The following is a 26658-nucleotide window of genomic DNA, read 5'->3' on the forward strand; positions in this document are numbered from 1 at the left end:
AACTATATTCACCTTTATTGTTTACTAAAATGAAGAATTATACGTATTGAATTTTTGTAGGCATTTTTGGATCTGTATCGTGAATTTCAAAGGATTCACCCACTCCAAATCCTTTTTCCTCTAGTACTTGTGATACTGACATACGCGCTAGTTCTTTCATGTTATTATCTAAGCTTAAATGGGCTAAATAAATATGCTTTGTCTCATCTGTAATTACATCTGCCATCGCTAATGCAGCATCCTCATTACAAACATGCCCAACGTCACTTAAAATACGTCGTTTAATGCTCCATGGATAACGTCCCATACGAAGCATTTCTACATCATGATTACTTTCAAATACGAAAGCATTAGCTCCCTTAATAACGCCTTTCATACGGTCACTTACGTATCCCGTATCTGTAATAAGCGCTAACTTCCTATTATTGTTATGGAAAGCATAAAACATCGGTTCTGCCGCATCATGAGAAACTCCAAATGACTCGACTTCAATATCACCAAAGGTTTTCACATCACCAACTGAGAAAATAAACTTTTGTTCAGTTGGGATATTTCCTATTAAATGTTCCATTGCATTCCATGTTTTCTCATTCGCATAAACAGGTAAATCATATTTACGTGCCAGTACACCTAAACCTTTAATATGATCACTATGCTCATGCGTTACAAGAATACCTGATACATCATTTATATTCAGTTCTGCTTGTTTAAATAAAGCCTCTGTTGCTTTACCACTTAAACCTGCGTCGACTAGTAATTTTTTTTCATCGGTTCCTACGTATAGCATATTTCCTGTACTTCCACTTGCAAGTACGCTAAAATGCAACCCCATTCTTTCTCACTCCAGTATGTTCATCAACCACTTGATTTTCCTTTTCTCCTAATTCCATAACTTGTCCTTCAATTGCATTCACAAAGAAGTCCTGCTTCTGCTCCGTTTTCAAATTCCACGTTGGAGCCAGTACTTGGTTATTAGAAGTAGATGCGGTAAGAGTGGCATAACCAATTTGCGCTTCTTTAACATGCGTATTTCCATGAATTTTATTTTTTAAATACAAATTTTCTAAAGCTGTTTGAGCCGTAATAATTTCTTGCTCTTTCGTTTTTTCACCTTCGCCCATTTCTTTTAAATCAGTTAGCATTGTCTGCGTATATGAAACAAGTTCATTTTTTTCATTTAATTCCACAACAATCATCGCCTGATTATTATAGAAAATAGGCTTATCTTTATATTTTTGGAAGAAATAAATTTTAGAGTCTTTCACCGCTCCAAATTCATACTTTTGTCCATCCAATACATAGTTCTTCAAAAATTCATTATACTTATCTTTTGATAATGATTTCGTATTTAAAAAAGGCTCTTTTAGCTTACTTTCTATCTTGTACATATTTTGTATATGCACCGTTTGATTTTTCAAAGACTGTATATCTTCTTCTTTAAAGGCTTTATTTTCCGCTCTAATAAATGACTCTTTTTTCGGTTCTTTAGGGATATTTCCCATCGTAATTTTGTTTGCTTTTAATTCTTGATCTATCTTTGTTTCTGCAATAAGCTCCAATTGATTACTATCTTGCTTTTGAATGAATTGGAAAATGAGAAAGAGGTCCAAAACAAAAAAGGTCACAATAAATATGGTTTTAATCCGATCCCAATCCATTTAGTCCTCCCTCACTCCACTCATAGATTTTCTGTTTACCTGTTTCATCTTCAACAAGCTTTACATACCAAATTGGTTGTAATCGAACTACTTGTCCATCTAGTGATAACTTGTATCCAATACCAATATCCTTAATTACTTGTTTCTTTATCTCTGGATTATTTTCTAGGGATGCTATTACAACATGCCCTGACGGAAGAGTAACCTTCTGTTCTATACCTTTAGTATTTAAAGACAGCAAAGGTCTTTCATATTCCATTACTTCTTCTGATCCCCATATTTGTCTCAATTCAGCTAATCCATCTTCATTGAATACTGAATATCCATCTTCATTTAAACGAAATACTGTCTCTCCTTTATTCATATAGTCCAAACGATATGAATCCAAACTTCCACTGTGACCACTTACGAATTCAAAGCTTTTTTGTAAAAGCATTAAATTATCTATCGTTTTCTCAGTTAAGACAGAAGAGTTTTTATACTTTAGCATGTGACGATCGTTTTCAATTTCCATGGATCTAATACCATCTGTAAATGTTTCTTTCGACATCTCGGTAATCGGACTTAAATAACGAGGATCACTAAACAGAGCATTCTTAAACGTATCAACTGCTAAATTAGATGAAATATATGTTATATTGTTTAACTCTGTCGTTCCATCTGGTAAAAATAACTTTTTCATATCATTAAGTTGATAATCAAAATAAGGCTTTGCTGATACTATAAATTGATTTTGGGCATTTACAATATCTTTTAAATACACGCCACTTAATTTTGCCTCGTATATTTTAAAGTTATCACCATCAGAAACAAAGTTAATTTTAATTTCTTGATCCTTACTTCGAGAAGGATCGAGGAGAATACGGTTAAAATGTTTAGGCTTATCTGTACTCTTCTCTTTCATGTTAAACATGGATTTTACTGCATCAAATGGGATATCGGTAGGGAAAACAAGTTCAACTTTCCCTTCACCATGCACATATGAAAGGAAATCACCCTTAGTGATTGATATCTCTTTAAAATCATGTAGTTCCCCTACTTCCAGAGGCTTATAGATTGATTCTATATCTGCCTCTCTTCTGCTCCCATAATGATTTTTATCTTTATGCACGATGATAGAAGTAGGACGGACAACATCGGAAATTTTAGTTTGGTTCATTCCTTCATTTCCCTGCACAAATTTCGCGTTTTGCATGGATGTAGAATCTGGCACATACGTCCATAGGTTAAAAGTAAGAAACAGGCTAATTACAACTAGGTTAATTAAAACTATTGTTTTAAAGTTTTCCATACTCATTCCCAATCGTCCTCTTCATCTGCTGCCATTGGTAACGTGAAATAAATAGTTGTCCCTTTTCCTTCTTCACTCTTCGCCCAAATAGAGCCACCATGTGCCTCAATCATTTCTTTTGCAATTGCTAATCCAAGCCCAGTACCACCCATTTGTCTTGAACGAGCTTTATCTACGCGATAAAAACGTTCAAAGATTTTATCAACGTTTTCTTTTGGAATACCCATTCCTTGGTCACTTACACTAATTTCTAATAAATCACCGCGATCACGTAAACGATATGTTACTGTTCCACCTTCTGGTGAATACTTTAATGCGTTAGAAATAATGTTATACAGCACTTGAGTAATTTTGTCAGTATCCATATCAATAAATCTAGATTTCTTAGAGAAAGATCGTTTGAAACTTACATTTTGCTCTTTAGACATTTCAAAGCGATCAATAATATTATTAAAGAAATCAGTAAAGTCGACCCATTCTTTCATTAAACGATGCTCTGTACTATCAAGTTTAGATAGCTGTAACAACGCATTTACAAGTCTAATCATTCTTTCTGTTTCTTCTTGTGTAACCGTTAAAAATTGTGGTGCAATATTTGGATCCTGCCATGCTCCATCTGTAAGTGCCTCTAAATAACTGCGCATCGTCGTTAATGGCGTCCTTAATTCATGAGAGACATTCGCCACAAACTCACGGCGTTCCCGTTCTATACGCTCCTGCTCTGTTACATCATATAGTACAGCAATTAAGCCGTTTGCCTTCCCTGTTTCTTTTTGAATAACAGAGAAACTAGCACGTAAAATATATGGTTCGTTTCTCGTACTAAAATCTAATAAAACAGAATCTGGCTCTTCATATAAATGATCGAGCGTAAATTCTTCCTGTATCCCTAATACCTCTAAAACAGATTGATCGAGCGCTGTTTCACGAGAAACATTTAACATCTTTTCCGCAGGATCATTTAGTAAAATAATATCCCCTTTTCGGTCAGTAGCAATTACTCCATCTGTCATATGTGATAAAACAGATGATAATTTACGCCTTTCACTTTCTGTAGAAGAACGAGCTTGTTGTAATTTTTTTGATAAATTATTGAAGGATAATGCCAGTTGTCCAATTTCATCATGGCTATGCACTTTTACTTTTCTCGAATAATTTCCTTTTGCCATTTCGATTGCTTGTCTCCGCATATCTGAAATTGGTCTTGTAATTGTTTGAGCCAATAAAATCCCAAGTACGGCCGTTACTAATAAAGCAATTACTGTTCCCGTAGCAAAAATTTGATTTATATCCTTCATTTGTTTATATACATCTTCCATAGATGCCACAATGTAAATAACACCAAGCGCATCCTTACCGTTATCATCTAGAATCGGAGTAAGCATAACTTGAACACGATGACCTGTACTACCATCCTTCTCAATTTTCACTTCCGGCTTTTTTTGTACTAACACTCGCTGAACAGCTATATCAGTTGATGTTCGATTCACCTTATTCTGCTTTGATTCATCTGAAATAGCCAGTAACTTTCTGTGCGAATCAAATACACTTACCTCTTGTATAACTTTCTTCTGATCAGAGGCAAATTTTCGAATTGAAGTTTTAATCGTTTCATCTGTTGACTCTGTTTCTGCTTTTGTATAACTTTTTTTAAACTCTTGCTTCAAATTATATGATAATAAGTTTGTTTGCTGCGTTAAAGAATCCCTAAAACCTTGTACTAAGCTCTTCTCTAATTCCCTTACGAAATATACTCCAATAACTTGCATCGCTATTAATATTAATAGCATATATATAAGCACAAATTTTAAATGAATAGATTGAAAAAAACCAACTTTCTTCATATACTATTCCTGCTCTGGGTCACGCAAGTAATACCCTACTCCACGTCTAGTTACAATTAAAGTAGGATGGCTTGGATTATCTTCAATTTTTTCACGCAAACGACGTACTGTAACGTCTACTGTGCGCACATCTCCAAAATAGTCATAACCCCAAACTGTTTGTAATAAATGTTCGCGTGTCATAACTTGTCCTAAATGTTTCGCTAAATAATGTAGCAACTCAAATTCACGATGTGTAAGCTCGATATTTTCCTCGCGCTTCGTTACACTATATGCATTTGGATTGATCACAATTGGTCCAATAACCATTTCTGTATTTTCTTCTTTTTCCGCAGCACCACCTTGTTGATGGCGGCGTAAATTCGCCTTCACACGAGCAAGTAATTCCCTCGTACTAAATGGCTTCGTTACATAATCATCTGCCCCAAGCTCGAGCCCTAATACTTTATCAATCTCAGAATCCTTTGCTGTAAGCATAATAATCGGCATTTCTGAGCTTTTACGTATTTCACGGCAAACCTCTAAGCCATCTTTACCTGGTAGCATAATATCTAATAAAACCATATCTGGTTGCTCTTCATTAGCCTTTTCAATTGCTTCATCACCATCATGCGCCATTACTATTTCAAAACCTTCTTTTTCTAGGTTAAACTTCAAAATATCTGCAATCGGCTTTTCATCATCAACTACTAAAATTTTCTTTCCCATCATCGTCTATTTCCTCCTTATAAAAATATGGTCAATAATCCCTAAACATATTGATGTTTACATAGTATGTCCTATATGACCGCATCCTTTGTTTAAGTATTTTCTCCTCTATTCTCATAGACTCATGTATGATCCACTTTTACACGGCATCCTATACGATCTATAGAAAAACCTCTAGCTTCAACTGCTAGAGGCTCCTCGTTCTATTTTAAAATAACTACTCAGTTTTGTAAAATTACATAAATAAAAAGGATATTAAGTGGGCCCACTTAATATCCTGAGAGTGGCTCGGGACGGAATCGAACCGCCGACACGAGGATTTTCAGTCCTCTGCTCTACCGACTGAGCTACCGAGCCAAAACTATATATAAAACCACTAATGGTGGTATAAACAAAAGTGGCGGTCCCGACCGGGGTCGAACCGGCGATCTCCTGCGTGACAGGCAGGCATGTTAACCACTACACCACGGGACCAAAAATAAGCAAAAAAAAACATGACCCGTACGGGATTCGAACCCGTGTTACCGCCGTGAAAGGGCGGTGTCTTAACCACTTGACCAACGGGCCACGAAAAATAAAATGGTGAGCCATGAAGGACTCGAACCTTCGACCCTCTGATTAAAAGTCAGATGCTCTACCAACTGAGCTAATGGCTCATACTCACCAACGTCATATTTTCGTGACGACAAGATGTATCATAACATGTATTCTGTATTTATTGCAATACTTTTTTTGTTTTTTTATAAAAGAATAAGAAAAAAACTCATGCAGACATGAGTTTTTTTCAAAAAATGTTAATTAAGCTTCGTATACGTTACGTACAATATTTGTTTGGTTACGATCTGGTCCAACTGAGAACATAGATATTTGAATTCCTGTTAACTCAGAAACACGTTCTACGTATTTTCGTGCATTTTCAGGAAGTTCATCTAATGATTTTACACCAGTAATATCTTCTTCCCAACCTGGAAGCTCTTCATATACAGGCTCACATTTCGCTAAAATGTTTAAGTTAGCTGGAACTTCATCAATAACTTCGCCATTGTATTTGTAAGCTACACAAATTTTAAGAGTTGGAATACCTGTTAAAACGTCGATAGAATTTAATGATAGATCCGTTAAACCACTAACACGACGTGCATGTCTTACAACAACGCTATCGAACCAACCTACGCGGCGTGGACGACCAGTTGTCGTTCCATACTCGCGACCAACTTCACGAATTTGATGACCAATTTCATCATGAAGCTCAGTAGGGAATGGACCATCACCAACGCGGCTTGTATATGCTTTACATACACCTACAACGCGAGTAACTTTCGCAGGACCAACTCCAGTTCCAACTGTTACACCACCAGCAATTGGGTTAGAAGATGTAACGAACGGGTACGTACCGTGGTCAATATCAAGCATAACACCTTGCGCACCTTCAAATAATACACGGTGATTATTATCTAATGCATCATTTAATACAACAGACGTATCACATACATATTGCGCGATTTGTTGCCCGTACTCGAAGTACTCTTCGAAAATTTCTTCTACAGTGAAACCTTCTGTATCGTACATTTTTTCAAATAAACGATTTTTTTCTACTAAATTGCGCTCAAGCTTCTCTTTAAATGCTTCACGGTCTAAAAGATCAGCCATACGAATACCAATACGAGCAGCTTTATCCATATATGCAGGACCGATACCTTTTTTCGTTGTACCGATTTTGTTATCACCTTTACTTGCTTCTTCTAACTCATCTTGTTTTAAGTGGTAAGGTAAAATAACATGTGCACGGTTACTTACACGTAAATTATCAGTACTTACACCACGATCGTGTAAGTATTTCAACTCTTCAAGTAATGCTTTTGGATCTACTACTAATCCGTTTCCGATTACACAAATTTTCTCTTTATAGAAAATACCAGATGGAATTAAGTGTAATTTATATTTAACTCCGCCGAAAACAATTGTATGTCCCGCGTTATTTCCACCTTGATATCTTGCAACTACTTCCGCATGCTCAGAAAGAAAATCAGTGATTTTACCTTTTCCTTCGTCGCCCCATTGTGTTCCTACAACTACTACTGAAGACATTATTAAAGCACCTCCGCAATTTTCAAACGATCTATTCAAACAATATAATTGTACCAAAACCGAAAGAGAAGTCAACCGAAAAGCGAACATTTTTTCACAAAAAAACATTTTCGTTCGTAAGAATTATATATTTAACTTATGAAAGCCTTATCTTTCTTATAAAAAAAAAGAAACACATCTTATTATAAGAAATGTGTTTCTTTTTTATACTGCCTTTATGCCGGTGGAGCATGTCCATCCTCAAAACGACGTTCTAAGTTAACGAACTTATTGAACTCTTTGACGAATGCAAGTTCCACTGAACCTACTGGACCGTTACGTTGTTTTGCAATAATAATTTCAATTGTATTTTTGTTTTCCGTTTCTCGATCATAGTAGTCTTCACGATATAGGAAAGCTACAATATCAGCATCCTGCTCAATACTTCCAGATTCACGAATATCAGACATCATCGGGCGTTTATCTTGACGAGATTCTACACCACGAGATAACTGTGATAAAGCAATAACAGGCACTTGCAATTCACGCGCAATCCCTTTTAAGGTACGAGAAATCTCAGATACTTCCTGCTGACGGTTTTCTCCTGATTTCCCACTTCCTTGAATAAGCTGCAAATAGTCAATCAAAATCATACCAAGACCTTGTTCTTGCTTTAATCTACGGCATTTTGCTCGAATCTCATTTACTTTAATACCTGGCGTATCATCAATATATATACCAGCATTTGAGAGACTCCCCATTGCCATTGTTAATTTTGCCCAATCATCGGAAGTTAATGAACCAGTACGAAGTCTTTGTGCATCAATATTCCCTTCTGCACAAAGCATACGCATAACAAGCTGATCAGCACCCATCTCCAAACTAAAAATCGCTACATTTTCATCCGTTTTCGTCGCTACGTTTTGTGCAATATTTAATGAAAATGCCGTTTTCCCTACTGATGGACGTGCTGCCACGATAATTAAATCATTTCGTTGGAAACCTGCTGTCATCTTATCTAATTCAGTAAACCCAGTTGGTATCCCAGTAACTTCACCCTTTTGATTATGCAAAAGTTCAATTTTGTCATAAGCATCTACAAGAACATCTTTAATGTTTTGGAATGCTTTTGCATTCGTTTGATGGGATACTTCTAATATTTTTTTCTCAGCCTCGTTTAAAAGACCATCCACATCATCTTCTCTCTCGTATCCATCCGATACAATATGAGTCGCCGTGCGAATTAAACGACGTAAAAGCGCCTTTTCAGCGATGATGCGTGCGTAATATTCTACGTTAGCTGCAGTTGGCACAACTTCTGCTAACTCTGCTAAGTAAGAAACCCCACCAACCTCTTCTAGTAATCCTTGATCAGCCATTGCTGATGTCATCATTACTAAGTCGATCGGCTCTCCCTTATCAGATAGCCCAAGCATGACTTCAAAAATCTTTTGATGTTTCGTTCGATAGAACGAATCAGGTACCAATAACTCTGATGCTGAAGTTAACGCATCTTGATCAATCAATATGGCCCCTAAAACCGCCTGCTCAGCCTCTATATTATGCGGAGGGGTACGATCAGCAAGTACATCACTCATACGCAATCCTCCTTGCTTAATTTATTTTTATTGTTCACTAACATGAACTTTTACTGTTGCTGTTACTTGTGGATGCAATTTCACAGTAACGTTTGTATAACCTAACGCGCGGATTGCATCGTCCATTTCAAATTTACGTTTATCAAGTTTAATCTTGTGTGATTTTTGCATTGCATCTACGATTTGTTTGCTTGTGATAGAACCAAATAAACGGCCACCTTCTCCAGATTTCGCCTTTAATTCTACAGTTAATTTCTCTAAAGTCTCTTTTAACTCTTTTGCATTTTCAAGCTCTGCTGCTGCATCTTTTTCTTCTTTACGCTTTTGAGCTTCTAAAGTTTTCATACTGCTATTTGTTGCTTCAGCAGCTAATCCTTGTTTTAGTAAGAAGTTGTTTGCATAGCCATCTGGTACGTTTTTTACTTCTCCTTTTTTACCTTTACCTTTTACGTCTTTTAGAAAAATTACTTTCATGATTGTGTGCCTCCCTGTAAATAGTCATCAATAATAAATCGAAGCTTCTCCTCAGCTTCATCTACTGTAACATTTTTCATCTGTGTGGCTGCATTCGTCAAATGCCCGCCACCGCCTAAGTTTTCCATAATTAGCTGCACATTCACTTCACCTAAAGACCTGCTGCTAATTCCAATGAGATTCTCGCCACGTTTCGCAACAACAAATGATGCAATAATCCCTGTCATCGTTAATAACGTGTCTGCCGATTGCGCAATAAGCACTTGATCGTAGTAATCATCACTATCAACTTTAGCAATCGCAATTCCATTTTTATAAATGTACGCATTTTTTATAGCTTTTGCAACCCGTAAATACTGATCCATATCTTCCTTTAAAAGTTCTTGTACAAGTACAGTATCTGCACCATGTGAGCGTAAATAAGAAGCAGCATCAAATGTACGAGCCCCTGTCCGGAATGTGAAACTTTTCGTGTCGACAATAATACCCGCTAACAATGCCGTCGCTTCTAACATTGTCATCTTTAAATTTTTAGGTTGATACTCAAGTAATTCTGTAACCAATTCTGCCGTTGAAGAAGCATATGGTTCCATATAAACTAGCAATGGGTCTTCAATAAAATCTTCTCCACGGCGATGATGATCAATAACTACTACATTTTCAATTTTATGTAACAGTTTTTGCTCCATCACCATAGAAGGTTTATGCGTATCGACAACAACAAGTAACGACTCATCATTTGCAAATTCCATCGCTTGCTCTGGAGTAATAAAATGAGACCATAACTCCTCATTTTGTTTCACTTTGTCCATCAAACGCTTAATTCCTTTATCGGAATCATTTTCATCTAACACAATATATCCTTTACGCTCATTTAATTGAGCCACTTTTAAAATACCAATCGCAGCACCAATTGCGTCCATATCGGGAGCCCTATGCCCCATAATAATGACATTACTACTTTCTAATACTAAATCCTTTAACGCATGCGAAATGACCCTGGCGCGTACACGGGTACGTTTTTCAACTGGATTTGTCTTACCTCCATAGAACTTAACTTTACCTGTCGCTTGTTTAATAGCTACTTGGTCTCCCCCACGCCCAAGCGCAAGATCTAAACCAGATTGAGCCATTGCTCCAAGCTCTGATAAAGGTAAATCACCTGATCCGACACCCACACTTAATGTAAGTGGTATATTCCTTTTAGATGTTTCTTCACGCACCTGATCTAAAATGCTAAATTTCCCTTTCTCCATCTGCGTCAAAATACTTTCATTTAGCACAACGAAGAATCTTTCTGAAGATGCACGTTTTAAATAAGCACCATACTTAAGTGCCCATTCATTTAGTCGCGATGTCACAAGACTTGTTATATTCGTACGTAATTGATCATCTAATCCTTGTGTAACTTCATCATAATTATCCAAATAGATGACAGCTAAAACAGTCCTTTGATCCTCGTACATCTTTTCGATTTCTGTTTGTTCCGTTACATCAAAGAAATAAATTAACTTTTCTTCTTTCCTTACAAAAACGCGAAACTTTCGATTATTTAAAGAGACTATATCATCAGAAGTTTCTCCTTTAATGAAAAGAAGTAATGTTTCTGATACATCGTAAAGGTGCCATCCAGCTAATGCGTGCTGTCCCAGACATGAAGATAAATAAGGATTTGCCCAATCAATCCCATAATCCTTATTGTATAACAAAATACCAATCGGCATTTGGTTAAATGCTTCATTACTTACTTTCTTTACTCTTGTAATCATATCTGTCGTATGCTTTTCGAAATTCCTTTGAAAATTAAGTTCAAATCGTATAACGATAAAGAATACGATACAAAAAATGACAAAAGCAGCTATACCCATAATTAAATGAAAATAACAGAGAATTGAAATGAGCACAAACACAAAAAATGCCAATACATAAACAGGATATAAAAACCACTGTTTCTTATCAAATTCAGGCATGTATACAACTCCTATAAAGTAAAACTAACTTACCTTCCAGTTAGTTAAACAGATTAAAATAGTATAAGGAATATTATTTTATCCCCCTATTTTAGAACGCAATGAAATCCCTAAGTCAATTATACCTAAGATTGTCACAAGAGGAAACAGCATCGGAATAAACATGCATGCAATAAAACTAATAATAGGAACCCCTTTAGTAAAACCTTTTCTATACGCTAAAAAGGCGATAAATGTCAGACCTTGCAGTACAAGCAATAGTGCAAATATGACATTTAGGTTAGAAAATACCATATGTAAATATGATGTTGGTTCTACTTTTATAAAAGTTGCTAACAAAATAAATATAACGTAATACCAAATGATACTCTTTGGTAATTGTATATCTTTAAATTTAGGCCAAGATATAACTTCATGTTTCAACTTTTTCAAAACACTACCTGATATTATCACTGTAATCCAAGAAAAACATACTGAAACTAGCACAAGTATACTTGGAAGTAACGATTGTAATATATCATTCATTTGTGCAAGTAGCTCTTTTTGTTCCTTACTAATCGGCATACCTGTAGCACTTACTATCTTTTCGCTTTTCGCCATACTTTCACTAAACATACTTTGCATTTGCTTCATTATATCTATGTTGAAAAACTTTATACTCGCAACATAAATAAGCACAAAACCAATTAAGTATGCAAGCGTCCCCGCTATTAAGATTTCAACTGGCTTTTTTCTTGTTTTATACATATATCCTAAAACAATCCCTATCAATCCAAACATAATTGTCTTCACTAAATTCAGCGGTTGACTCACAATAATAGTAACAAAAAGTGCTGCTACAAAAACCACGAGCACATTAGATAGTTTATGTCTTATCATTAATAGTATAAATGGTAACGGCAACGCAAAAGTTACAACTGTACCCAAAATCGGAACATACATAGATATAAGCAATAAAATTGCATATATAGCTAATAATGCTGCACCTTCTGTAATAAACTTTGTTTGTTTCACATTTTAACCTCTCTTTCAAAAAGAAAAGCATAGCAAAATGCACAGTAGAGTCGGACTCTACTGTGCATTTCATACGCTATTATTCACCAACATATGGTAAAAGTGCCATTTGACGAGCACGTTTAATTGCAACTGTAAGTTTGCGTTGGTATTTTGCGCTTGTTCCTGTTACACGACGAGGTAAAATTTTACCACGCTCAGAAACGAAACGTTTTAATAAATCAACATCTTTATAGTCAATGCGAGTGATGCCGTTAGCTGTGAAGAAACACACCTTACGACGTTTCGCACGTCCACCTTTGCGTCCTGCCATGTCTATTTCCCTCCATTCTTTGTTAAAACTAACAAATTTACTGTATTAGAACGGTAAATCGTCGTCGGAAATGTCGATCGGTTGACCTACATTTGAAAATGGATCGTCATTCTTCGTAAATCCAGAGTTACCTTGGTTACCTGAATTACTAGATTGACCAAATGGGTTAGAGCCTTGGTTACCGAAACCAGCTCCTGATGGTTGCTGATTAAATGAACCACGTTGCTCCCCACCGCCATTACGCGGCTCTAAAAATTGCACGCTTTCCGCAAGAACTTCTGTTACGTATACACGTTTACCATCTTGTCCCTCGTAATTACGAGTTTGAAGACGCCCATCTACGCCTGCTAAGCTACCTTTTTTCAAATAATTTGCTACGTTTTCTGCTTGTTTACGCCATATTACACAATTAATAAAGTCAGCTTCACGCTCACCTTGCTGATTGGCAAATGCGCGATTCACAGCTAACGTAAAAGTAGCTACTGCGACACCATTGGGCGTGTAACGTAAGTCAGGGTCCTTAGTTAAACGACCAACGAGGATAACACGATTCATCAATCGAACCACTCTCCCTTATATATCAATTATTTTTCTTCTTCTTTAACAACGATATGACGAAGGATGTCTTCGTTGATCTTAGCTAAACGGTCGAATTCGTTAATCGCTTCTGCGTTAGATTTCACGTTTAAGATCATGTAGAAACCTTCACGTAAGTCGTTGATTTCGTAAGCTAAACGACGCTTACCCCACTCTTTCGTGTTAATGATTTCTGCACCATTGTTTGTTAAAACACCTGCAAAACGTTCAACTAAAGCTTTTTGAGCTTCTTCTTCAACGCCAGGACGAATGATGTACATAATTTCGTACTTTCTCATTACACTTTCACCTCCTTTTGGTCTAAACGGCCCGTAATGGGCAAGGAGCAATTAATTTATAGTAATTACTCACGAGTTTAGATTATATCATAGTAAGTTATATGAATCAACTCACCAATACATAAAAAACTTGGCAAACATATAATATATTTGCCAAGTTCATATCTTTATTTTTCCTAGGAAATATTAAATTAAACGTTAAAACGGAAGTGCATAACATCTCCGTCTTTTACGATATATTCTTTTCCTTCTAAACGTACTTTTCCAGCTTCTTTTGCAGCTGTCATAGAACCGTTTGTCATTAAATCATCGTAAGAAACTGTTTCTGCACGAATAAATCCACGCTCAAAGTCTGTATGAATAACACCAGCACATTGTGGTGCCTTCATTCCTTGTTTAAATGTCCAAGCACGTACTTCTTGAACGCCAGCTGTAAAGTACGTAGCAAGTCCTAATAGGTCATATGCTGCACGAATTAATTGATCTAAACCAGACTCTTCAATTCCTAATTCTTCAAGGAATACTTTTTTCTCTTCTTCGTCTAATTCAGCGATTTCTGATTCAATTTTTGCACATACAACGATTACTTGAGAATTTTCATTTGCTGCAAATTCTTTTACCATTTGTACGTATTTATTTTCCGAAGGATCGATAATATCGTCTTCACTTACATTCGCTACGTATAACATTTCTTTTGTTGTAAGTAAATGAAGGCCTTTAACAATCTTCATCTGCTCTTCTGTAAATTCAACAGTACGAGCTGGTTTTCCCTCTTCAAAAGCTTCTTTTAAACGAACTAAAATTTCATGCTCATATACCGCTTCTTTATCTTTTTGTCTTGCTAATTTCGCAACACGCTCGATACGCTTATCAACAGACTCTAAATCCGCTAAAATTAGCTCTAAATTGATTGTTTCAATATCATCAATTGGATCTACTTTCCCTGAAACGTGCGTAATATTTTCGTCTTCAAAACAACGAACAACTTGGCAAATTGCATCTACTTGACGAATGTGAGATAAGAATTTATTTCCTAAACCTTCACCTTTACTAGCACCTTTTACGATACCTGCAATATCAGTAAACTCGAATACAGTCGGAACAGTCTTTTTCGGTTCTACTAATTCCGTTAATTTATTTAAACGCTCATCTGGTACTTCTACAATCCCTACGTTTGGATCAATTGTACAGAATGGATAGTTCGCAGATTCTGCTCCTGCTTGTGTAATTGCATTAAATAAAGTGGACTTCCCTACGTTAGGTAATCCAACAATCCCAGCCGTTAATCCCATATTTTTCACTCCTATGTCTCAATCTTTCATCATTATAGATAGTAACGAAAAAAATGACAAGTTTCCGCCAAACGAAAAAAAGTAACAGTTACCTACTGTAACTGTTACTCTCCCTCTATTCTTCGTGCTTCACAAGTATTTTTTTCACCTTACGATCAAACTCTCTTCGAGGAATCATTACTGAATGGTCACACCCCTCGCACTTAATGCGGATATCCATTCCCATACGAATAATTTTCCAACGATTCTCGCCACATGGATGGGCTTTCTTCATTTCCACAACATCATACAAGTTATATTCCTTTTGCTCCATTCTCCAAACTCCTCTCCATACTAAATTGCTTTTCCACTAACTAATTCTTCACGATTATATAAAACCATACGTGGATATGGAATTTCAATTCCATGTAAATCAAGACGATTTTTAATCTCTTTACGAAGTGCCCTTGCAATAACTGCATGTTGCATCGGTTCTACTTCAGCAATAACACGTAATATAACTTCTGATGCAGCTAATGTTTGCACACCTAATAATTGAGGCGTTGTTACCATTTTTTCGTACTTTGAAGGTAATTCTACTAATAAATCTTCAATAACTTGCTCTGCTTTCGCAATATCAGCCTCATATGAAATAGATACATCAACAAACGCTACACTATTACTAACTGAGTAGTTAGTAACTTGAATAATACTTCCATTTGGTAAAGTATGAATTTCACCTGTCCAACTCTTTACTTTCGTTGTACGAAGTCCAATTTCTAAAACGACTCCTTCAAATTGACCGATTTTAACATAATCGCCAACTGAAAACTGATCTTCTAACAAAATAAATAAACCTGTAATAACGTCTTTCACTAAACTTTGAGCACCAAATCCGACTGCTAAACCAATTACCCCAGCACCCGCTAATAAACCTGATGCATTAATATCAAACACACCTAAAATCGCAATTAGCATAATGAACATAACAACGTACGCTACAATATTTTCAAGTAATTTCGCTACTGTAACTGTACGACGTTCTGAAATTTGAATTGGAGAACGACTCCCCATACGAAACGCATTTCGTACAACCGCCCTTGCAATTCGCACAACAACTGCACCAATTGTTAAAATAATACATATTTTTAATGTCGCAACTCCAATATGAGCCCAACGATCAGCATCTAATAAATACTGTTTCATAGAATTAAACCACTTCGCTAATAAATCCATGTACCTCTACCTCTCTAGCTAAAATTTCTTTTTAGTTACCCTTATTATTGTATCAGAAGTCCCCTAATTGCTGAAAAAATTTTATGATTTTAATCCTATTTTATCCCCGACATCCAGGTATAAAATGGAACGAATATATATATACTAGTACTATTATTTCCGTTTTCATTCACATTTTGCAAAAATTACGCACTTATAACTTTCCATTTTCCTCACCATATAACATATATTGAAAATTTATTAAAAGGATGGGTGCTTCATGAATATTGGAAGTTTTCGCTTACCATTTTTTGAGAAAGAAACTCAAAACGTTATGCACCAAGATTTAGAAGCCTCTGAGATAATCAGTAATTTCTTACTTACCCATATTCCTATTAAAACTAATATACCACTCATTCTCGTTTGTATCGGCACAGATCGCTCTACAGGTGACGCACTCGGCCCATTAGTTGGTACAAAACTTGAACAAATAGACATCCAAAACCTCCAAGTATTCGGTACACTAGATGAGCCAGTACATGCGCTAAATTTAGAAGAGAAGATTCAGAATATACAGAAAGAATATCCTACTGCATTTATAATTGCTGTTGATGCATGTTTAGGAAAGTCCCAAAATATCGGATCAATCACTACTGGAAAGGGACCTAGTAAACCTGGAGCTGCTATGAATAAGAAATTACCTGCAGTTGGTGATTTGCACATACACGGTATCGTCAATCTAAATGGGTTTATGGAGTTTTTCGTTCTTCAAAATACAAGATTAAGTTTAGTCATGAAAATGGCTGATGTAATCGCAAAAAGTATAAAAGAGACGGATCAAAAATTATCCGCATTAAAAAAAGCAAACCATCTATAAATAATAAGATGGTTTGCTTTTTAATTTTTCTGTGCTAATAGTTCTAAAATACGATTTAAATCTTCTTTATTAAAAAATTCAATTTCGATTTTACCTTTTTCTTTTTTCGTCTCTTTAATTTTCACATCTGTGCCAAACTTTTCTCTTAAGAACGTTTCACGTTCTACGAAAAATATATTTCGCTCTTTTTTCACTTTTTTTGTTTCACGTGAAACGTGTTGATTAATCTCTTGGACGATTTTCTCTAATTGACGAACATTTAATCCTTCTTTTTCAATGCGTTTCAATAAGGACTTCAATTGTTCTTCATCTTTTATCGTAAGTAAAGTTCTCCCATGAGCCATTGAAAGTTGACCATTTGCAATCATATCTTGTACGAAAGAAGGTAGGCTTAATAACCGAGTATAATTTGCAATGTAAGGTCTGCTTTTACCAAGACGTTTCGCTAATTGTTCTTGCGTTACATTTAGCTCATTCATTAACATCTGGTATGCCATTGCCTCTTCCATAGGATTTAAATCTTCTCGTTGTAAGTTTTCTAACAAAGCAAATTCCATCATTTGCTGTTCAGTTAATTGTCTTACAACCGCAGGTACTTTTTCTAAACCAGCCTCTTTTGCAGCACGAAATCGTCTTTCACCTGCAACAATTTCATATCCTTTAATACTCTTCCTAGCAATTAATGGTTGTAGAATACCGTGTTCCTTAATCGAAATTGCTAATTCCTGAATCGCCTCTTTATTAAAGTGTTTACGCGGTTGATATGGATTCGGCCTTAATTCAGTTACAAGAATCTCCTGAATTGTTTCCTCTTCTTTCACATCTAAATCAGGAAAAAACACATTAATTCCTCTCCCTAATCCTTTAGCCACCTGCAATCACTTCCTCTGCTAAATCTATATACACTTCTGCTCCTCTTGATTTAGCGTCATACTGCATAATAGGTTTCCCATGACTTGGAGCCTCGCTCAAGCGTACATTACGCGGAATAATCGAGCGATATACTTTATCCCTAAAATACTTTTTCACTTCATCTATAACTTGAATCCCTAAATTTGTACGGGCATCCAACATTGTTAACAATACACCTTGAATTGCTAAATTTTTATTTAAATGTTTTTGTACAAGTCGAACTGTATTTAATAGCTGACTTAACCCTTCTAGTGCGTAATATTCACACTGTACAGGAATAATAACAGAATCTGCTGCTGTTAATGCATTAATCGTTAATAACCCTAAAGATGGGGGACAGTCGATAATAATATAGTCATATTCATCACGAACTGGCTGTAATGCTCTTTGCAAACGTACTTCCCGGGAAATAGTCGGTACCAATTCAATTTCAGCACCAGCCAATTGAATTGTAGCGGGTAGAACATCTAAGTTTTCAGTTGCGGTTTTCTGTATAACCCCTTGAACATCTGCATCTTCCACAAGAACGTTGTAAATACATTGATCTAATTCAGATTTTTCAATTCCCACACCAGTCGTTGCATTTCCTTGAGCATCAATATCTACAAGAAGGACTTTTTTACCTACTTGCGCCAATCCAGCCCCTAAATTAACAGATGTTGTTGTTTTTCCAACACCGCCTTTTTGATTAGCAATAGCAATGATTTTTCCCATGATGTCACCTACTTTCAACCTTTCTATCTTATTCTAGTAACAATTACGTTTATTGTAACATGAAATAAAACTTTTTCTTTTACGTCCTTTATTAAACTTCAAAATTTATTTCTAAACTCCTTCTTCATTTAACAAGAAAATATAGTAAAAGAGACCTCTCCAATAGGATAAGGTCTCTAGCACGTCATTATTATTTTTTCTTTGGAATTTTAATTGTAATTTGATAGTACTCATCAAATTCTTCTTCCTCAGAATTAACATTCAAACCACTTTCAGTAACCATTTGTAAAGATTGTCTAATTGTATTCATAGCAATCCTCGTATCTCGACTTACTGCTTTTTGCTTTGCCTTACGCTTCGGTTTCGCTTCCTCTAGTAACTTCGCAATTCGTTCTTCTGTTTGCTTTACATTTAGTTGTTTCTCCACAATTTCCTGTAAAACCTTCAGTTGTAATTCCTCATTTTTTAAAGGAATGAGAGCGCGGGCATGACGTTCTGTAATGCTTTTTTCTAATAATGCACTTTTTATTTCTTCAGGCAACTTTAACAAGCGCAACTTATTTGCGATTGTAGATTGTCCTTTTCCAAGTCGTTGTGCCAATGCTTCTTGTGTTAAATTATGTAACTCAATCAGCTTTTGATATGCCACAGCTTCCTCGATTGCCGTTAGTTCCTCACGTTGCAAGTTTTCAATTAAAGCTACAGAAGCTGTCTCTGTATCATTTAAATTCTTTATAATTGCAGGAACCTTTTCCCAACCTAACTTTGTTGCCGCGCGAAAACGTCTTTCTCCAGCAATAATCTCGTACTTATCATCCTCATATTGCCTTACAACAATCGGTTGAATAAGTCCATGTGTACGAATTGTTAATGCTAGCTCATCAATACGCGCATCATCAAAAACTGTTCTTGGTTGATAACGGTTAGGAGTAATATTTACTATCGGAATTTCTTGTATTTCTTCATATACCTTTTTATCTATCTCTTCATGGCTTTCGTCTTGTAATTCGAATTCGCTCTCTTTATCTCCAAAGCCAAATAAACGAGAAAACGTATTTTTCATACATATTCCACCACCTTTTAGGCCTATTGACTATTCTCCATAAAATGTTTCCTATGAAACATTTACGTTTTCATTTATATAATTTAATCTTACGTCTAATAAGATTTATTTTTCAATAGGTAATTTATTGGGTGTTCCCGGTTTGCGTGGATATTTCTTTGGTGTCTTGCGCTTTTTCTCGATTAATAAAATATTACGTTCACTCTCTTCAAACGGCAATTGGAAAGTAGACATCTCTTTCAACTCTCCGCCTAGCACCTCTAAAGCATACTTGCCATTTTCAATTTCTTCGTTTGCTGCTGCACCTTTCATTGCAATGAATGTTCCTCCAACTTTTACAAGCGGTAAACATAGCTCACTTAATACAGAAAGACGCGCAACTGCACGTGCCATTACAATATCGTATGATTCACGTACACCTTCTTTTTTCCCAAATGTTTCAGCACGATCGTGACAAAATGCAACATCACTTAATTCTAACTTTTGTGCTAAGTGATTTAAGAAATTAATACGTTTTTGCAACGAATCTACAATTGTTACTTTTAAATGCGGGAAACAAATTTTTAAAGGAATACTTGGGAATCCAGCCCCTGCACCAACATCGCAAATTGAGAATGGTTTTGAAAAATCATAATAAAAAGCAGCTGTAATGGAATCAAAAAAGTGTTTTAAATATACTTCTTCTTTTTCTGTAATAGCCGTTAAGTTCATTTTTTCATTCCACTCTACTAATGTTTCAAAGTAGATTTTGAACTGCTCTAACTGTCTAGAAGAGAGGGTGATTCCCTTCTCTTCTAGCATAGATTGAAATTGTTCTATGTTCATCTAGCAATATCTCCTTATTATTTATTGGTTCGATACGCGTGCAATTTTTCCTTGTTCTATATACACAAGTAAAATGGAAATATCCGCTGGATTTACGCCAGAAATACGTGAAGCCTGCCCCATTGAAAGTGGACGAACATCTTTCAATTTCTGTCTAGCTTCTGAAGCAAGGCTAGAAATCGCATCATAATCAATATCTACAGGGATTTTTTTACTCTCCATTTTCTTCATACGCTCTACTTGCTGTAAAGATTTTTCAATATACCCTTCATACTTAATCTGAATTTCAACTTGTTCTTTAACTTCATCACTTAATTCTACTTCACTTGGTACTAAAAGGTGAATATGCTCATATGTCATCTCTGGACGACGTAATAAGTCACTTGCACGTATTCCATCTTTCAATTCACTTCCGCCAATATTGCGAATTAATTCTTGAACTTCAGGACGTGGTTTAATAATAATGCTGCTTAACCGTTCCTTTTCCTGTTCAATTTGTAATTTTTTATTTGTAAATCGCTCATAGCGCTCTTCTTTAATTAATCCAATTTCACGACCAACTTCAGTTAAACGAAGATCAGCATTATCGTGGCGTAATAATAGACGGTATTCTGCACGAGACGTTAATAAACGATATGGTTCATTTGTACCTTTCGTTACAAGATCATCAATTAAGACGCCAATATAAGCATCCTCGCGACCTAAAACAACTTCTTTTTTACCTAAAGAACGGCATGCTGCATTAATTCCAGCCATAAGCCCTTGTCCGGCCGCCTCTTCGTAACCAGAAGTTCCATTAATTTGTCCTGCTGTATATAAATTTTTAATCTTTTTCGTTTCAAGTGTTGGCCATAGTTGTGTTGGCACAATTGCATCATATTCAATTGCATAACCTGTACGCATCATTTCAACATTTTCTAGGCCTGGAATTGTTCTAAGCATGTCACGTTGTACATCTTCTGGTAAGCTTGTGGATAAACCTTGTACATATACTTCTTGTGTATTACGCCCTTCTGGCTCTAAGAAAATTTGATGGCGTGGTTTATCATTAAATCTTACTACTTTGTCTTCAATAGAAGGACAGTATCTAGGGCCTGTTCCTTTAATCATACCAGAATACATAGCTGAACGATGTAAATTTTCATCTATTAAACGGTGTGTTTCTGTACTTGTATATGTCAACCAACATGGAATTTGATCCATAATAAATTTCGTTGTTTCAAAAGAGAACGCACGTGGCTTATCATCACCTGGTTGAATTTCTGTTTTACTGTAGTCAATTGTATTACTGTTTACACGCGGAGGTGTCCCTGTTTTAAATCTAACAAGATCAAATCCAAGTTCCTCTAAATGCTCAGATAATGTAATAGACGGTTGCTGATTATTTGGACCGCTTGAATATTTTAAGTCGCCCATGATAATCTCGCCGCGTAAAAATGTTCCAGTTGTAATTACAACGGTTTTTGCTGTATATTCTGCACCAGCTTGTGTAACTACCCCTTTACATACACCTTCTTCAACGATTAAACGCTCTACCATTCCTTGGAACAACGTTAAGTTTGGTGTTTCTTCAATTGTTTTCTTTAATTCATGTTGGTAAGCGAATTTATCAGCTTGCGCTCGAAGTGCACGTACGGCTGGTCCCTTACCTGTATTTAGCATACGCATTTGAATATGAGTTTTATCAATATTACGTCCCATTTCTCCGCCTAATGCATCAATTTCACGAACAACAATCCCTTTTGCTGGTCCACCAACAGAAGGGTTACATGGCATGAATGCTACCATATCCAAGTTAATTGTTAACATTAATGTTTTTGAGCCCATTCGTGCTGCCGCAAGACCAGCTTCACATCCTGCATGACCTGCACCGATTACTATGACATCGTATGAACCGGCATTGTATCCCATTGTTTATTCCTCCTAATAATCTCTATCTTTCTACAACTTCACTATATTATTTTCCTAAACAAAATTGAGAGAACAACTGGTCAATTAAGCTTTCATGCACTGTGTCCCCAGTAATTTCACCAAGTATTTCCCACGTTCTTGTTAAATCAATTTGTACCATATCAATTGGTACACCATTTTCAATCGCCTCAACTGCATCACCGATTGTTTTTCCTGCTTGTGTTAATAATCCAATATGTCTCGCATTAGAAACATATGTCATATCTGCAGAATCGATTGTTCCTTCAAAGAATAAATCAGCTATTGCCTTTTCGAGTTCATCTATTCCTTGTTCCTCAATTAAGGATGTTGTAATAACACGATTTCCCGCGGCTAACTCTGTAACACGTTCCATATCAATCGCTTGCGGTAAATCAGTCTTATTCACAATAACAATAAAGTCTTTTCCTTGTACCGCACGGAATAGATCTTCATCCTCATTTGTTAAAGCCTCGCTATAGTTGACAACAACTAATACTAAATCCGCTTGGCTCATCATTTCTTTTGAACGTTCCACACCAATTCGTTCAACAACATCTTCTGTCTCCCGAATACCGGCTGTATCTATAAGTTTAAGAGGTACACCACGCACGTTAACGTACTCTTCAATAACATCACGAGTTGTTCCTGCAATATCAGTTACAATTGCCTTTTTCTCCTGAACAAGACTATTTAATAACGATGATTTCCCAACGTTAGGTCTACCGATAATTGCTGTAGCAATACCTTCACGTAAAATTTTCCCCTGTTTTGATGTTTCTAATATTTTTTCGATTTCCGAACGAACATGCGTCGCTTTCTCAATTAAAATATTATGTGTCATCTCTTCTACATCATCGTATTCTGGATAATCTATATTTACCTCAACATGAGCTAATGTTTCTAATATTTCTTGACGCAAAAGACCAATTAATTTAGATAATCGCCCTTCCATTTGATTAATTGCTACATTCATCGCACGATCTGTTTTTGCTCGAATCAAATCCATAACAGCTTCTGCTTGTGATAAGTCGATACGTCCATTTAAAAAAGCACGTTTTGTAAATTCGCCCGGTTCTGCCAATCGTACTCCTTGTGCTAGAATAAGTTGCAATACTTTATTTACTGAAACAAGTCCACCGTGACAGTTAATTTCCACTATATTTTCACGTGTAAAAGTCCTTGGTGCGCGCATAATAGACACCATAACTTCTTCAATAACTTGATTTGTATCTAAATCAACAATATGACCATAATGAATAGTGTGAGAAGGAACCTCTGTTAAATCCTTCCCCTTAAAAATACGATCAACTTTCTCAACCGCATCATCCCCACTTACTCGAACAATGGCAATTGCACCCTCTCCAAGCGCTGTGGAAATCGCAGCAATTGTATCAAATTCCATGTCCTTTCACCTCACTTGCTTATTTATCTCTATTTCAACATGATTATTTCTTTCACTAAATTATTAGGATACCATAACGAACCTATCTACAAAAGAAGAATAACTCATTTTATTATATCCCCATGTAAAAAACACTAAACTTATTCACAGTGGATAAGTTTAGTGTTTTTTAGTTATCCACATCTATTTTCCGCTCAAAAAAACCGGCACTCATTTGAGCAACCGGTCATTTAGGAGATATTACAACATGCCGATGTGGTTCATTTCCTTCAGAAGTTGTATTGATACCTTGATGATTTGATAATGCCTGATGAATAATTTTTCGTTCAAAAGATGGCATCGGTTCTAAAATAACTCTTTTTTTCGTATTAAATACTTGTTTCGCTAATCGATAAGAAAGTGATTCTAACGTACTTTTTCTTTTACTACGATAATTTTCAGCATCTAGTGTAATACCGATATACTGCTTCGTGTTACGATTCGCGACAAGTTTTGTTAAATACTGTAAAGAGTTCAATGTATTACCTCTTTTCCCAATTAAAACACCTACATTATCACCAGAAATTGTAAATTCGATTTCGCGTCCTTTTACAATTTTACTAATCTCGACTTCCACACCCATATCGTGAATAACATTTCTTAAATATTCTTCACATTCTTGAATTGGATCTTTCTTCAATACAACTTCTACTACTGCAGGGCGATTCCCAAATAAACCTAAGAATCCCCTTTTACCCTCATCGACAATATTTATATCTACTCGATCTTTTGATGTATTTAATTGCCTTAAAGCATCCTCTACTGCCAGCTCGACTGTTTGTCCTTTAGCAGTAATTACACTCACTTGCTTGAGCCTCCAGCCTTACCAGCCTTACTAGCCTTAATCTCTGGCCCTTTAATAAAGTACATTTGAGCAATACCAAAGATATTACCAACAACCCAGTAAAGTGATAATGCAGCTGGGAAGTTAATTGCAAAGATTAAAATCATAATCGGCATAAGCCAAAGCATCATTGCCATTTGTGGATTTTGACCAGCTGTTCCTGCCATTGCAAGCTTTTGCTGAATAAATGTCGTAATTGCTGCAACGACTGGTAAGATATAGAACGGGTCTGCATGTCCTAAATCGAACCATAAGAAACTATGTTGTTTAATTTCAGCTGTTCTCATAATTGCATGATAAAAAGCGAACAGAATTGGCATTTGAATAAAGATTGGTAAACAACCAGCTAATGGATTTACACCATTTTTTTGGTATAACTGCATCATTTCTTGCTGCAGTTTTTGCTGTGTCGCTTGATCTTTAGAGCTATATTTCTCTTTTAACTTCACCATTTCCGGTTGTAACGCTTGCATCGCTTTCGTACTCTTCGTTTGTTTAATCATTAATGGTAATAACGCAAAACGAATGATAAGAGTCGTAACAACAATTGCTAAACCATAATTACTGTTAAATAAGTTTGCAAAATACGTGATTAACTGAGAAAGCGGGTATACGAAGTATTCATTCCAAATTCCAGTGCTTTTTGGTGTAATTGGCTGATTTACTTCACTACAGCCAGCAGTAATCGCCATTAATGCAATAAGCATGGCTAGTAAACCTAATTTCTTTTTCAAAGCCTACTCCTCCTTGTATCGGTATGTATATAGTGTAATTCATTTCCTTACGCTACTTTTTTATTCTTTTCATACCAGAGCGTTTAAAGACATGAATTAAGCTTTTCTTTACTTCTTCATATGTCATCTCTGCACAAGGCTTCCTTGCTATTATAACAAAATCTTTTCCAGAAGCTATCTCATCTTTTAACTCTGTAATAGCCTGACGGACCATGCGCTTAATTCGATTACGAACTACTGCATTTCCTATTTTCTTGCTAACAGAAAGGCCGATGCGAAAGTTTGGCTGTTCTTCTTTATCTAATTGGTATACAACAAACTGACGATTTGCATTTGATTTTCCTTTTTGAAAAACCGCCTGGAATTCATCATTCTTCTTTATACGATGTTTTTTCTTCATATCAATTGACACTCCTGTATTTCATCAGCGGAAATTCACTATTATTAGAAAAAAAGACCACTGAACGATCAGTGGTCTACGCAGATAATACTTTTCTTCCTTTACGACGACGAGCTGCTAGCACTTTACGTCCGTTCGCTGTGCTCATACGGCTGCGGAAACCATGTACTTTGCTGCGCTTACGTTTATTTGGTTGGTAAGTTCTTTTCATTATATGACACCTCCCTGAGGAATATCTGTTAAAGACAGTCCTATAAATTATAGTTAATTAACTAGGAAAATGTCAATGGTTCTAGAAATTTTCATCAAATATTCATTTTGAACCTATTCACATACTTTTTCACAGCACCTATATTTCCTTGTGGATAAATATTTTTTCACGCTTTTTATATCCACAAACTTTTTTCGCACTTTTACACAGTATATCGTGTTGTGGACAAGTTTATTCCACAAGGTATTGATTTTGTGGATAACTTTCTTAAATTCATTGCTATAGCCACTTTTTTTTGATATTATAGTTGTGTTTTCACTTTGAATAAGTTTTCCACATCTTTATCTTATCCACAATTTGTGTATAACATGTGGACAGTTTTAATCACATGTGGGTAAATAGTTGTC

The 26658-nt window shown here is 35.8% G+C and carries 27 protein-coding genes and 4 tRNA genes; 1 reads left to right on the top strand and 30 read right to left on the bottom strand.

Annotated features, from left to right (window positions below; genetic code table 11):
• Nucleotides 1–37: 37 nt before the first annotated feature.
• The 20 genes from ACTL4X_RS27460 to ACTL4X_RS27555 form a co-directional block, all read right to left on the bottom strand.
• Entirely contained in the window at nt 38–832 is a 795-nt protein-coding gene (locus ACTL4X_RS27460; RefSeq protein ID WP_000522837.1) for an MBL fold metallo-hydrolase, read from the bottom strand.
• A complete protein-coding gene (locus tag ACTL4X_RS27465; protein ID WP_000383740.1) occupies nt 816–1658 on the bottom strand; it encodes a two-component system regulatory protein YycI in 843 nt (280 codons plus the stop codon). Before ACTL4X_RS27465 ends, ACTL4X_RS27460 begins: the two co-directional genes overlap by 17 nt.
• Entirely contained in the window at nt 1639–2955 is a 1317-nt protein-coding gene (locus ACTL4X_RS27470; RefSeq protein ID WP_000061560.1) for a YycH family regulatory protein, read from the bottom strand. Before ACTL4X_RS27470 ends, ACTL4X_RS27465 begins: the two co-directional genes overlap by 20 nt.
• Nucleotides 2952–4793, bottom strand: coding sequence for a cell wall metabolism sensor histidine kinase WalK (gene walK / locus ACTL4X_RS27475; RefSeq protein ID WP_000755367.1), 1842 nt, complete (start codon nt 4791–4793; stop codon nt 2952–2954). The genes ACTL4X_RS27470 and walK overlap by 4 nt, the downstream gene beginning before the upstream one ends.
• A gap of 3 nt (nt 4794–4796) precedes the next feature.
• The gene (walR, locus tag ACTL4X_RS27480) at nt 4797–5504 is read right to left on the bottom strand and encodes a cell wall metabolism DNA-binding response regulator WalR (protein WP_000971865.1); all 708 of its coding nucleotides are present in this window, start codon (nt 5502–5504) and stop codon (nt 4797–4799) included.
• A gap of 281 nt (nt 5505–5785) precedes the next feature.
• A tRNA-Phe gene (locus ACTL4X_RS27485) sits at nt 5786–5858 on the bottom strand.
• A 41-nt stretch (nt 5859–5899) separates the two neighbouring features.
• Nucleotides 5900–5975 (bottom strand) — tRNA-Asp (locus ACTL4X_RS27490).
• Nucleotides 5976–5996: 21 nt separating this feature from the next.
• Nucleotides 5997–6068 (bottom strand) — tRNA-Glu (locus ACTL4X_RS27495).
• A 13-nt stretch (nt 6069–6081) separates the two neighbouring features.
• A tRNA-Lys gene (locus ACTL4X_RS27500) sits at nt 6082–6157 on the bottom strand.
• Nucleotides 6158–6299: 142 nt separating this feature from the next.
• Nucleotides 6300–7589, bottom strand: a complete 1290-nt coding sequence (locus tag ACTL4X_RS27505; protein ID WP_000100238.1) for an adenylosuccinate synthase — start codon at nt 7587–7589, stop codon at nt 6300–6302.
• 215 nt (nt 7590–7804) lie between these two features.
• On the bottom strand, nt 7805–9166 hold the full coding sequence (gene dnaB / locus ACTL4X_RS27510; protein ID WP_001286148.1) for a replicative DNA helicase: 1362 nt from the start codon (nt 9164–9166) through the stop codon (nt 7805–7807).
• A 27-nt stretch (nt 9167–9193) separates the two neighbouring features.
• On the bottom strand, nt 9194–9640 hold the full coding sequence (rplI, locus tag ACTL4X_RS27515; protein ID WP_000864228.1) for a 50S ribosomal protein L9: 447 nt from the start codon (nt 9638–9640) through the stop codon (nt 9194–9196).
• Complete coding sequence (locus tag ACTL4X_RS27520; protein WP_001113784.1) at nt 9637–11610, bottom strand: DHH family phosphoesterase; 1974 nt, start codon at nt 11608–11610, stop codon at nt 9637–9639. Before ACTL4X_RS27520 ends, rplI begins: the two co-directional genes overlap by 4 nt.
• 78 nt (nt 11611–11688) lie before the next feature.
• Entirely contained in the window at nt 11689–12624 is a 936-nt protein-coding gene (locus tag ACTL4X_RS27525; RefSeq protein WP_000814840.1) for a YybS family protein, read from the bottom strand.
• Nucleotides 12625–12703: 79 nt separating this feature from the next.
• Nucleotides 12704–12937, bottom strand: coding sequence for a 30S ribosomal protein S18 (gene rpsR / locus ACTL4X_RS27530; protein WP_000918873.1), 234 nt, complete (start codon nt 12935–12937; stop codon nt 12704–12706).
• Nucleotides 12938–12982: 45 nt separating this feature from the next.
• Complete coding sequence (gene ssb / locus ACTL4X_RS27535; RefSeq protein ID WP_000981966.1) at nt 12983–13495, bottom strand: single-stranded DNA-binding protein; 513 nt, start codon at nt 13493–13495, stop codon at nt 12983–12985.
• 26 nt (nt 13496–13521) lie between these two features.
• Entirely contained in the window at nt 13522–13812 is a 291-nt protein-coding gene (rpsF, locus tag ACTL4X_RS27540; protein ID WP_001233778.1) for a 30S ribosomal protein S6, read from the bottom strand.
• A 191-nt stretch (nt 13813–14003) separates the two neighbouring features.
• The gene (gene ychF, locus ACTL4X_RS27545) at nt 14004–15104 is read right to left on the bottom strand and encodes a redox-regulated ATPase YchF (protein ID WP_000524657.1); all 1101 of its coding nucleotides are present in this window, start codon (nt 15102–15104) and stop codon (nt 14004–14006) included.
• Between the two features lie 115 nt (nt 15105–15219).
• A complete protein-coding gene (locus tag ACTL4X_RS27550) occupies nt 15220–15417 on the bottom strand; it encodes a DUF951 domain-containing protein (protein WP_000435485.1) in 198 nt (65 codons plus the stop codon).
• Between the two features lie 20 nt (nt 15418–15437).
• Nucleotides 15438–16319 carry a mechanosensitive ion channel family protein gene (locus ACTL4X_RS27555; RefSeq protein WP_000364814.1) on the bottom strand — a complete coding sequence of 294 codons (882 nt, stop codon included), beginning with the start codon at nt 16317–16319 and terminating at the stop codon, nt 15438–15440.
• A gap of 259 nt (nt 16320–16578) precedes the next feature.
• On the opposite strand from ACTL4X_RS27555, the gene yyaC reads away from it, so the two are divergent.
• A complete protein-coding gene (yyaC, locus tag ACTL4X_RS27560) occupies nt 16579–17175 on the top strand; it encodes a spore protease YyaC (RefSeq protein ID WP_001020714.1) in 597 nt (198 codons plus the stop codon).
• 20 nt (nt 17176–17195) lie between these two features.
• Here the strand turns inward: yyaC and spo0J are convergent, their stop codons facing one another.
• The 10 genes from spo0J to rpmH all read right to left on the bottom strand — a co-directional run bounded on the left by spo0J (nt 17196) and on the right by rpmH (nt 26251).
• Complete coding sequence (spo0J, locus tag ACTL4X_RS27565) at nt 17196–18047, bottom strand: stage 0 sporulation protein Spo0J (RefSeq protein WP_001051832.1); 852 nt, start codon at nt 18045–18047, stop codon at nt 17196–17198.
• A complete protein-coding gene (gene soj, locus ACTL4X_RS27570) occupies nt 18040–18801 on the bottom strand; it encodes a sporulation initiation inhibitor protein Soj (protein WP_000516114.1) in 762 nt (253 codons plus the stop codon). Before soj ends, spo0J begins: the two co-directional genes overlap by 8 nt.
• A 190-nt stretch (nt 18802–18991) precedes the next feature.
• On the bottom strand, nt 18992–19864 hold the full coding sequence (gene noc, locus ACTL4X_RS27575; RefSeq protein ID WP_000799016.1) for a nucleoid occlusion protein: 873 nt from the start codon (nt 19862–19864) through the stop codon (nt 18992–18994).
• 105 nt (nt 19865–19969) lie between these two features.
• On the bottom strand, nt 19970–20689 hold the full coding sequence (gene rsmG, locus ACTL4X_RS27580; protein WP_001019628.1) for a 16S rRNA (guanine(527)-N(7))-methyltransferase RsmG: 720 nt from the start codon (nt 20687–20689) through the stop codon (nt 19970–19972).
• 21 nt (nt 20690–20710) lie between these two features.
• A complete protein-coding gene (gene mnmG, locus ACTL4X_RS27585; protein ID WP_000541031.1) occupies nt 20711–22600 on the bottom strand; it encodes a tRNA uridine-5-carboxymethylaminomethyl(34) synthesis enzyme MnmG in 1890 nt (629 codons plus the stop codon).
• Between the two features lie 46 nt (nt 22601–22646).
• On the bottom strand, nt 22647–24023 hold the full coding sequence (mnmE, locus tag ACTL4X_RS27590) for a tRNA uridine-5-carboxymethylaminomethyl(34) synthesis GTPase MnmE (RefSeq protein ID WP_000393757.1): 1377 nt from the start codon (nt 24021–24023) through the stop codon (nt 22647–22649).
• Nucleotides 24024–24249: 226 nt separating this feature from the next.
• On the bottom strand, nt 24250–24867 hold the full coding sequence (jag, locus tag ACTL4X_RS27595; protein ID WP_000111516.1) for an RNA-binding cell elongation regulator Jag/EloR: 618 nt from the start codon (nt 24865–24867) through the stop codon (nt 24250–24252).
• On the bottom strand, nt 24864–25640 hold the full coding sequence (gene spoIIIJ / locus ACTL4X_RS27600) for a YidC family membrane integrase SpoIIIJ (protein WP_000727734.1): 777 nt from the start codon (nt 25638–25640) through the stop codon (nt 24864–24866). The genes jag and spoIIIJ overlap by 4 nt, the downstream gene beginning before the upstream one ends.
• A gap of 52 nt (nt 25641–25692) precedes the next feature.
• A complete protein-coding gene (rnpA, locus tag ACTL4X_RS27605) occupies nt 25693–26040 on the bottom strand; it encodes a ribonuclease P protein component (RefSeq protein WP_000726619.1) in 348 nt (115 codons plus the stop codon).
• A 76-nt stretch (nt 26041–26116) separates the two neighbouring features.
• On the bottom strand, nt 26117–26251 hold the full coding sequence (gene rpmH / locus ACTL4X_RS27610; protein ID WP_000831901.1) for a 50S ribosomal protein L34: 135 nt from the start codon (nt 26249–26251) through the stop codon (nt 26117–26119).
• Nucleotides 26252–26658 lie beyond the last annotated feature (407 nt).

Origin of the sequence: Bacillus sp. RE35 (assembly GCF_052146655.1) — a bacterium.
GTDB classification, from domain to species: Bacteria; Bacillota; Bacilli; order Bacillales; family Bacillaceae_G; genus Bacillus_A; species Bacillus_A cereus.

Bases quoted from the DNA above. Each gene is read 5' to 3' on its own strand.
- ACTL4X_RS27460 (WP_000522837.1), bottom strand. From the start codon at position 832: ATGGGGTTGCATTTTAGCGTACTTGCAAGTGGAAGTACAGGAAATATG.
- ACTL4X_RS27465 (WP_000383740.1), bottom strand. From the start codon at position 1,658: ATGGATTGGGATCGGATTAAAACCATATTTATTGTGACCTTTTTTGTT.
- ACTL4X_RS27470 (WP_000061560.1), bottom strand. From the start codon at position 2,955: ATGAGTATGGAAAACTTTAAAACAATAGTTTTAATTAACCTAGTTGTA.
- walK (WP_000755367.1), bottom strand. From the start codon at position 4,793: ATGAAGAAAGTTGGTTTTTTTCAATCTATTCATTTAAAATTTGTGCTT.
- walR (WP_000971865.1), bottom strand. From the start codon at position 5,504: ATGATGGGAAAGAAAATTTTAGTAGTTGATGATGAAAAGCCGATTGCA.
- ACTL4X_RS27505 (WP_000100238.1), bottom strand. From the start codon at position 7,589: ATGTCTTCAGTAGTAGTTGTAGGAACACAATGGGGCGACGAAGGAAAA.
- dnaB (WP_001286148.1), bottom strand. From the start codon at position 9,166: ATGAGTGATGTACTTGCTGATCGTACCCCTCCGCATAATATAGAGGCT.
- rplI (WP_000864228.1), bottom strand. From the start codon at position 9,640: ATGAAAGTAATTTTTCTAAAAGACGTAAAAGGTAAAGGTAAAAAAGGA.
- ACTL4X_RS27520 (WP_001113784.1), bottom strand. From the start codon at position 11,610: ATGCCTGAATTTGATAAGAAACAGTGGTTTTTATATCCTGTTTATGTA.
- rpsR (WP_000918873.1), bottom strand. From the start codon at position 12,937: ATGGCAGGACGCAAAGGTGGACGTGCGAAACGTCGTAAGGTGTGTTTC.
- rpsF (WP_001233778.1), bottom strand. From the start codon at position 13,812: ATGAGAAAGTACGAAATTATGTACATCATTCGTCCTGGCGTTGAAGAA.
- ychF (WP_000524657.1), bottom strand. From the start codon at position 15,104: ATGGGATTAACGGCTGGGATTGTTGGATTACCTAACGTAGGGAAGTCC.
- ACTL4X_RS27550 (WP_000435485.1), bottom strand. From the start codon at position 15,417: ATGGAGCAAAAGGAATATAACTTGTATGATGTTGTGGAAATGAAGAAA.
- ACTL4X_RS27555 (WP_000364814.1), bottom strand. From the start codon at position 16,319: ATGGATTTATTAGCGAAGTGGTTTAATTCTATGAAACAGTATTTATTA.
- yyaC (WP_001020714.1), top strand. From the start codon at position 16,579: ATGAATATTGGAAGTTTTCGCTTACCATTTTTTGAGAAAGAAACTCAA.
- soj (WP_000516114.1), bottom strand. From the start codon at position 18,801: ATGGGAAAAATCATTGCTATTGCTAATCAAAAAGGCGGTGTTGGAAAA.
- noc (WP_000799016.1), bottom strand. From the start codon at position 19,864: ATGAAAAATACGTTTTCTCGTTTATTTGGCTTTGGAGATAAAGAGAGC.
- rsmG (WP_001019628.1), bottom strand. From the start codon at position 20,689: ATGAACATAGAACAATTTCAATCTATGCTAGAAGAGAAGGGAATCACC.
- mnmG (WP_000541031.1), bottom strand. From the start codon at position 22,600: ATGGGATACAATGCCGGTTCATACGATGTCATAGTAATCGGTGCAGGT.
- mnmE (WP_000393757.1), bottom strand. From the start codon at position 24,023: ATGGAATTTGATACAATTGCTGCGATTTCCACAGCGCTTGGAGAGGGT.
- rnpA (WP_000726619.1), bottom strand. From the start codon at position 26,040: ATGAAGAAAAAACATCGTATAAAGAAGAATGATGAATTCCAGGCGGTT.
- rpmH (WP_000831901.1), bottom strand. From the start codon at position 26,251: ATGAAAAGAACTTACCAACCAAATAAACGTAAGCGCAGCAAAGTACAT.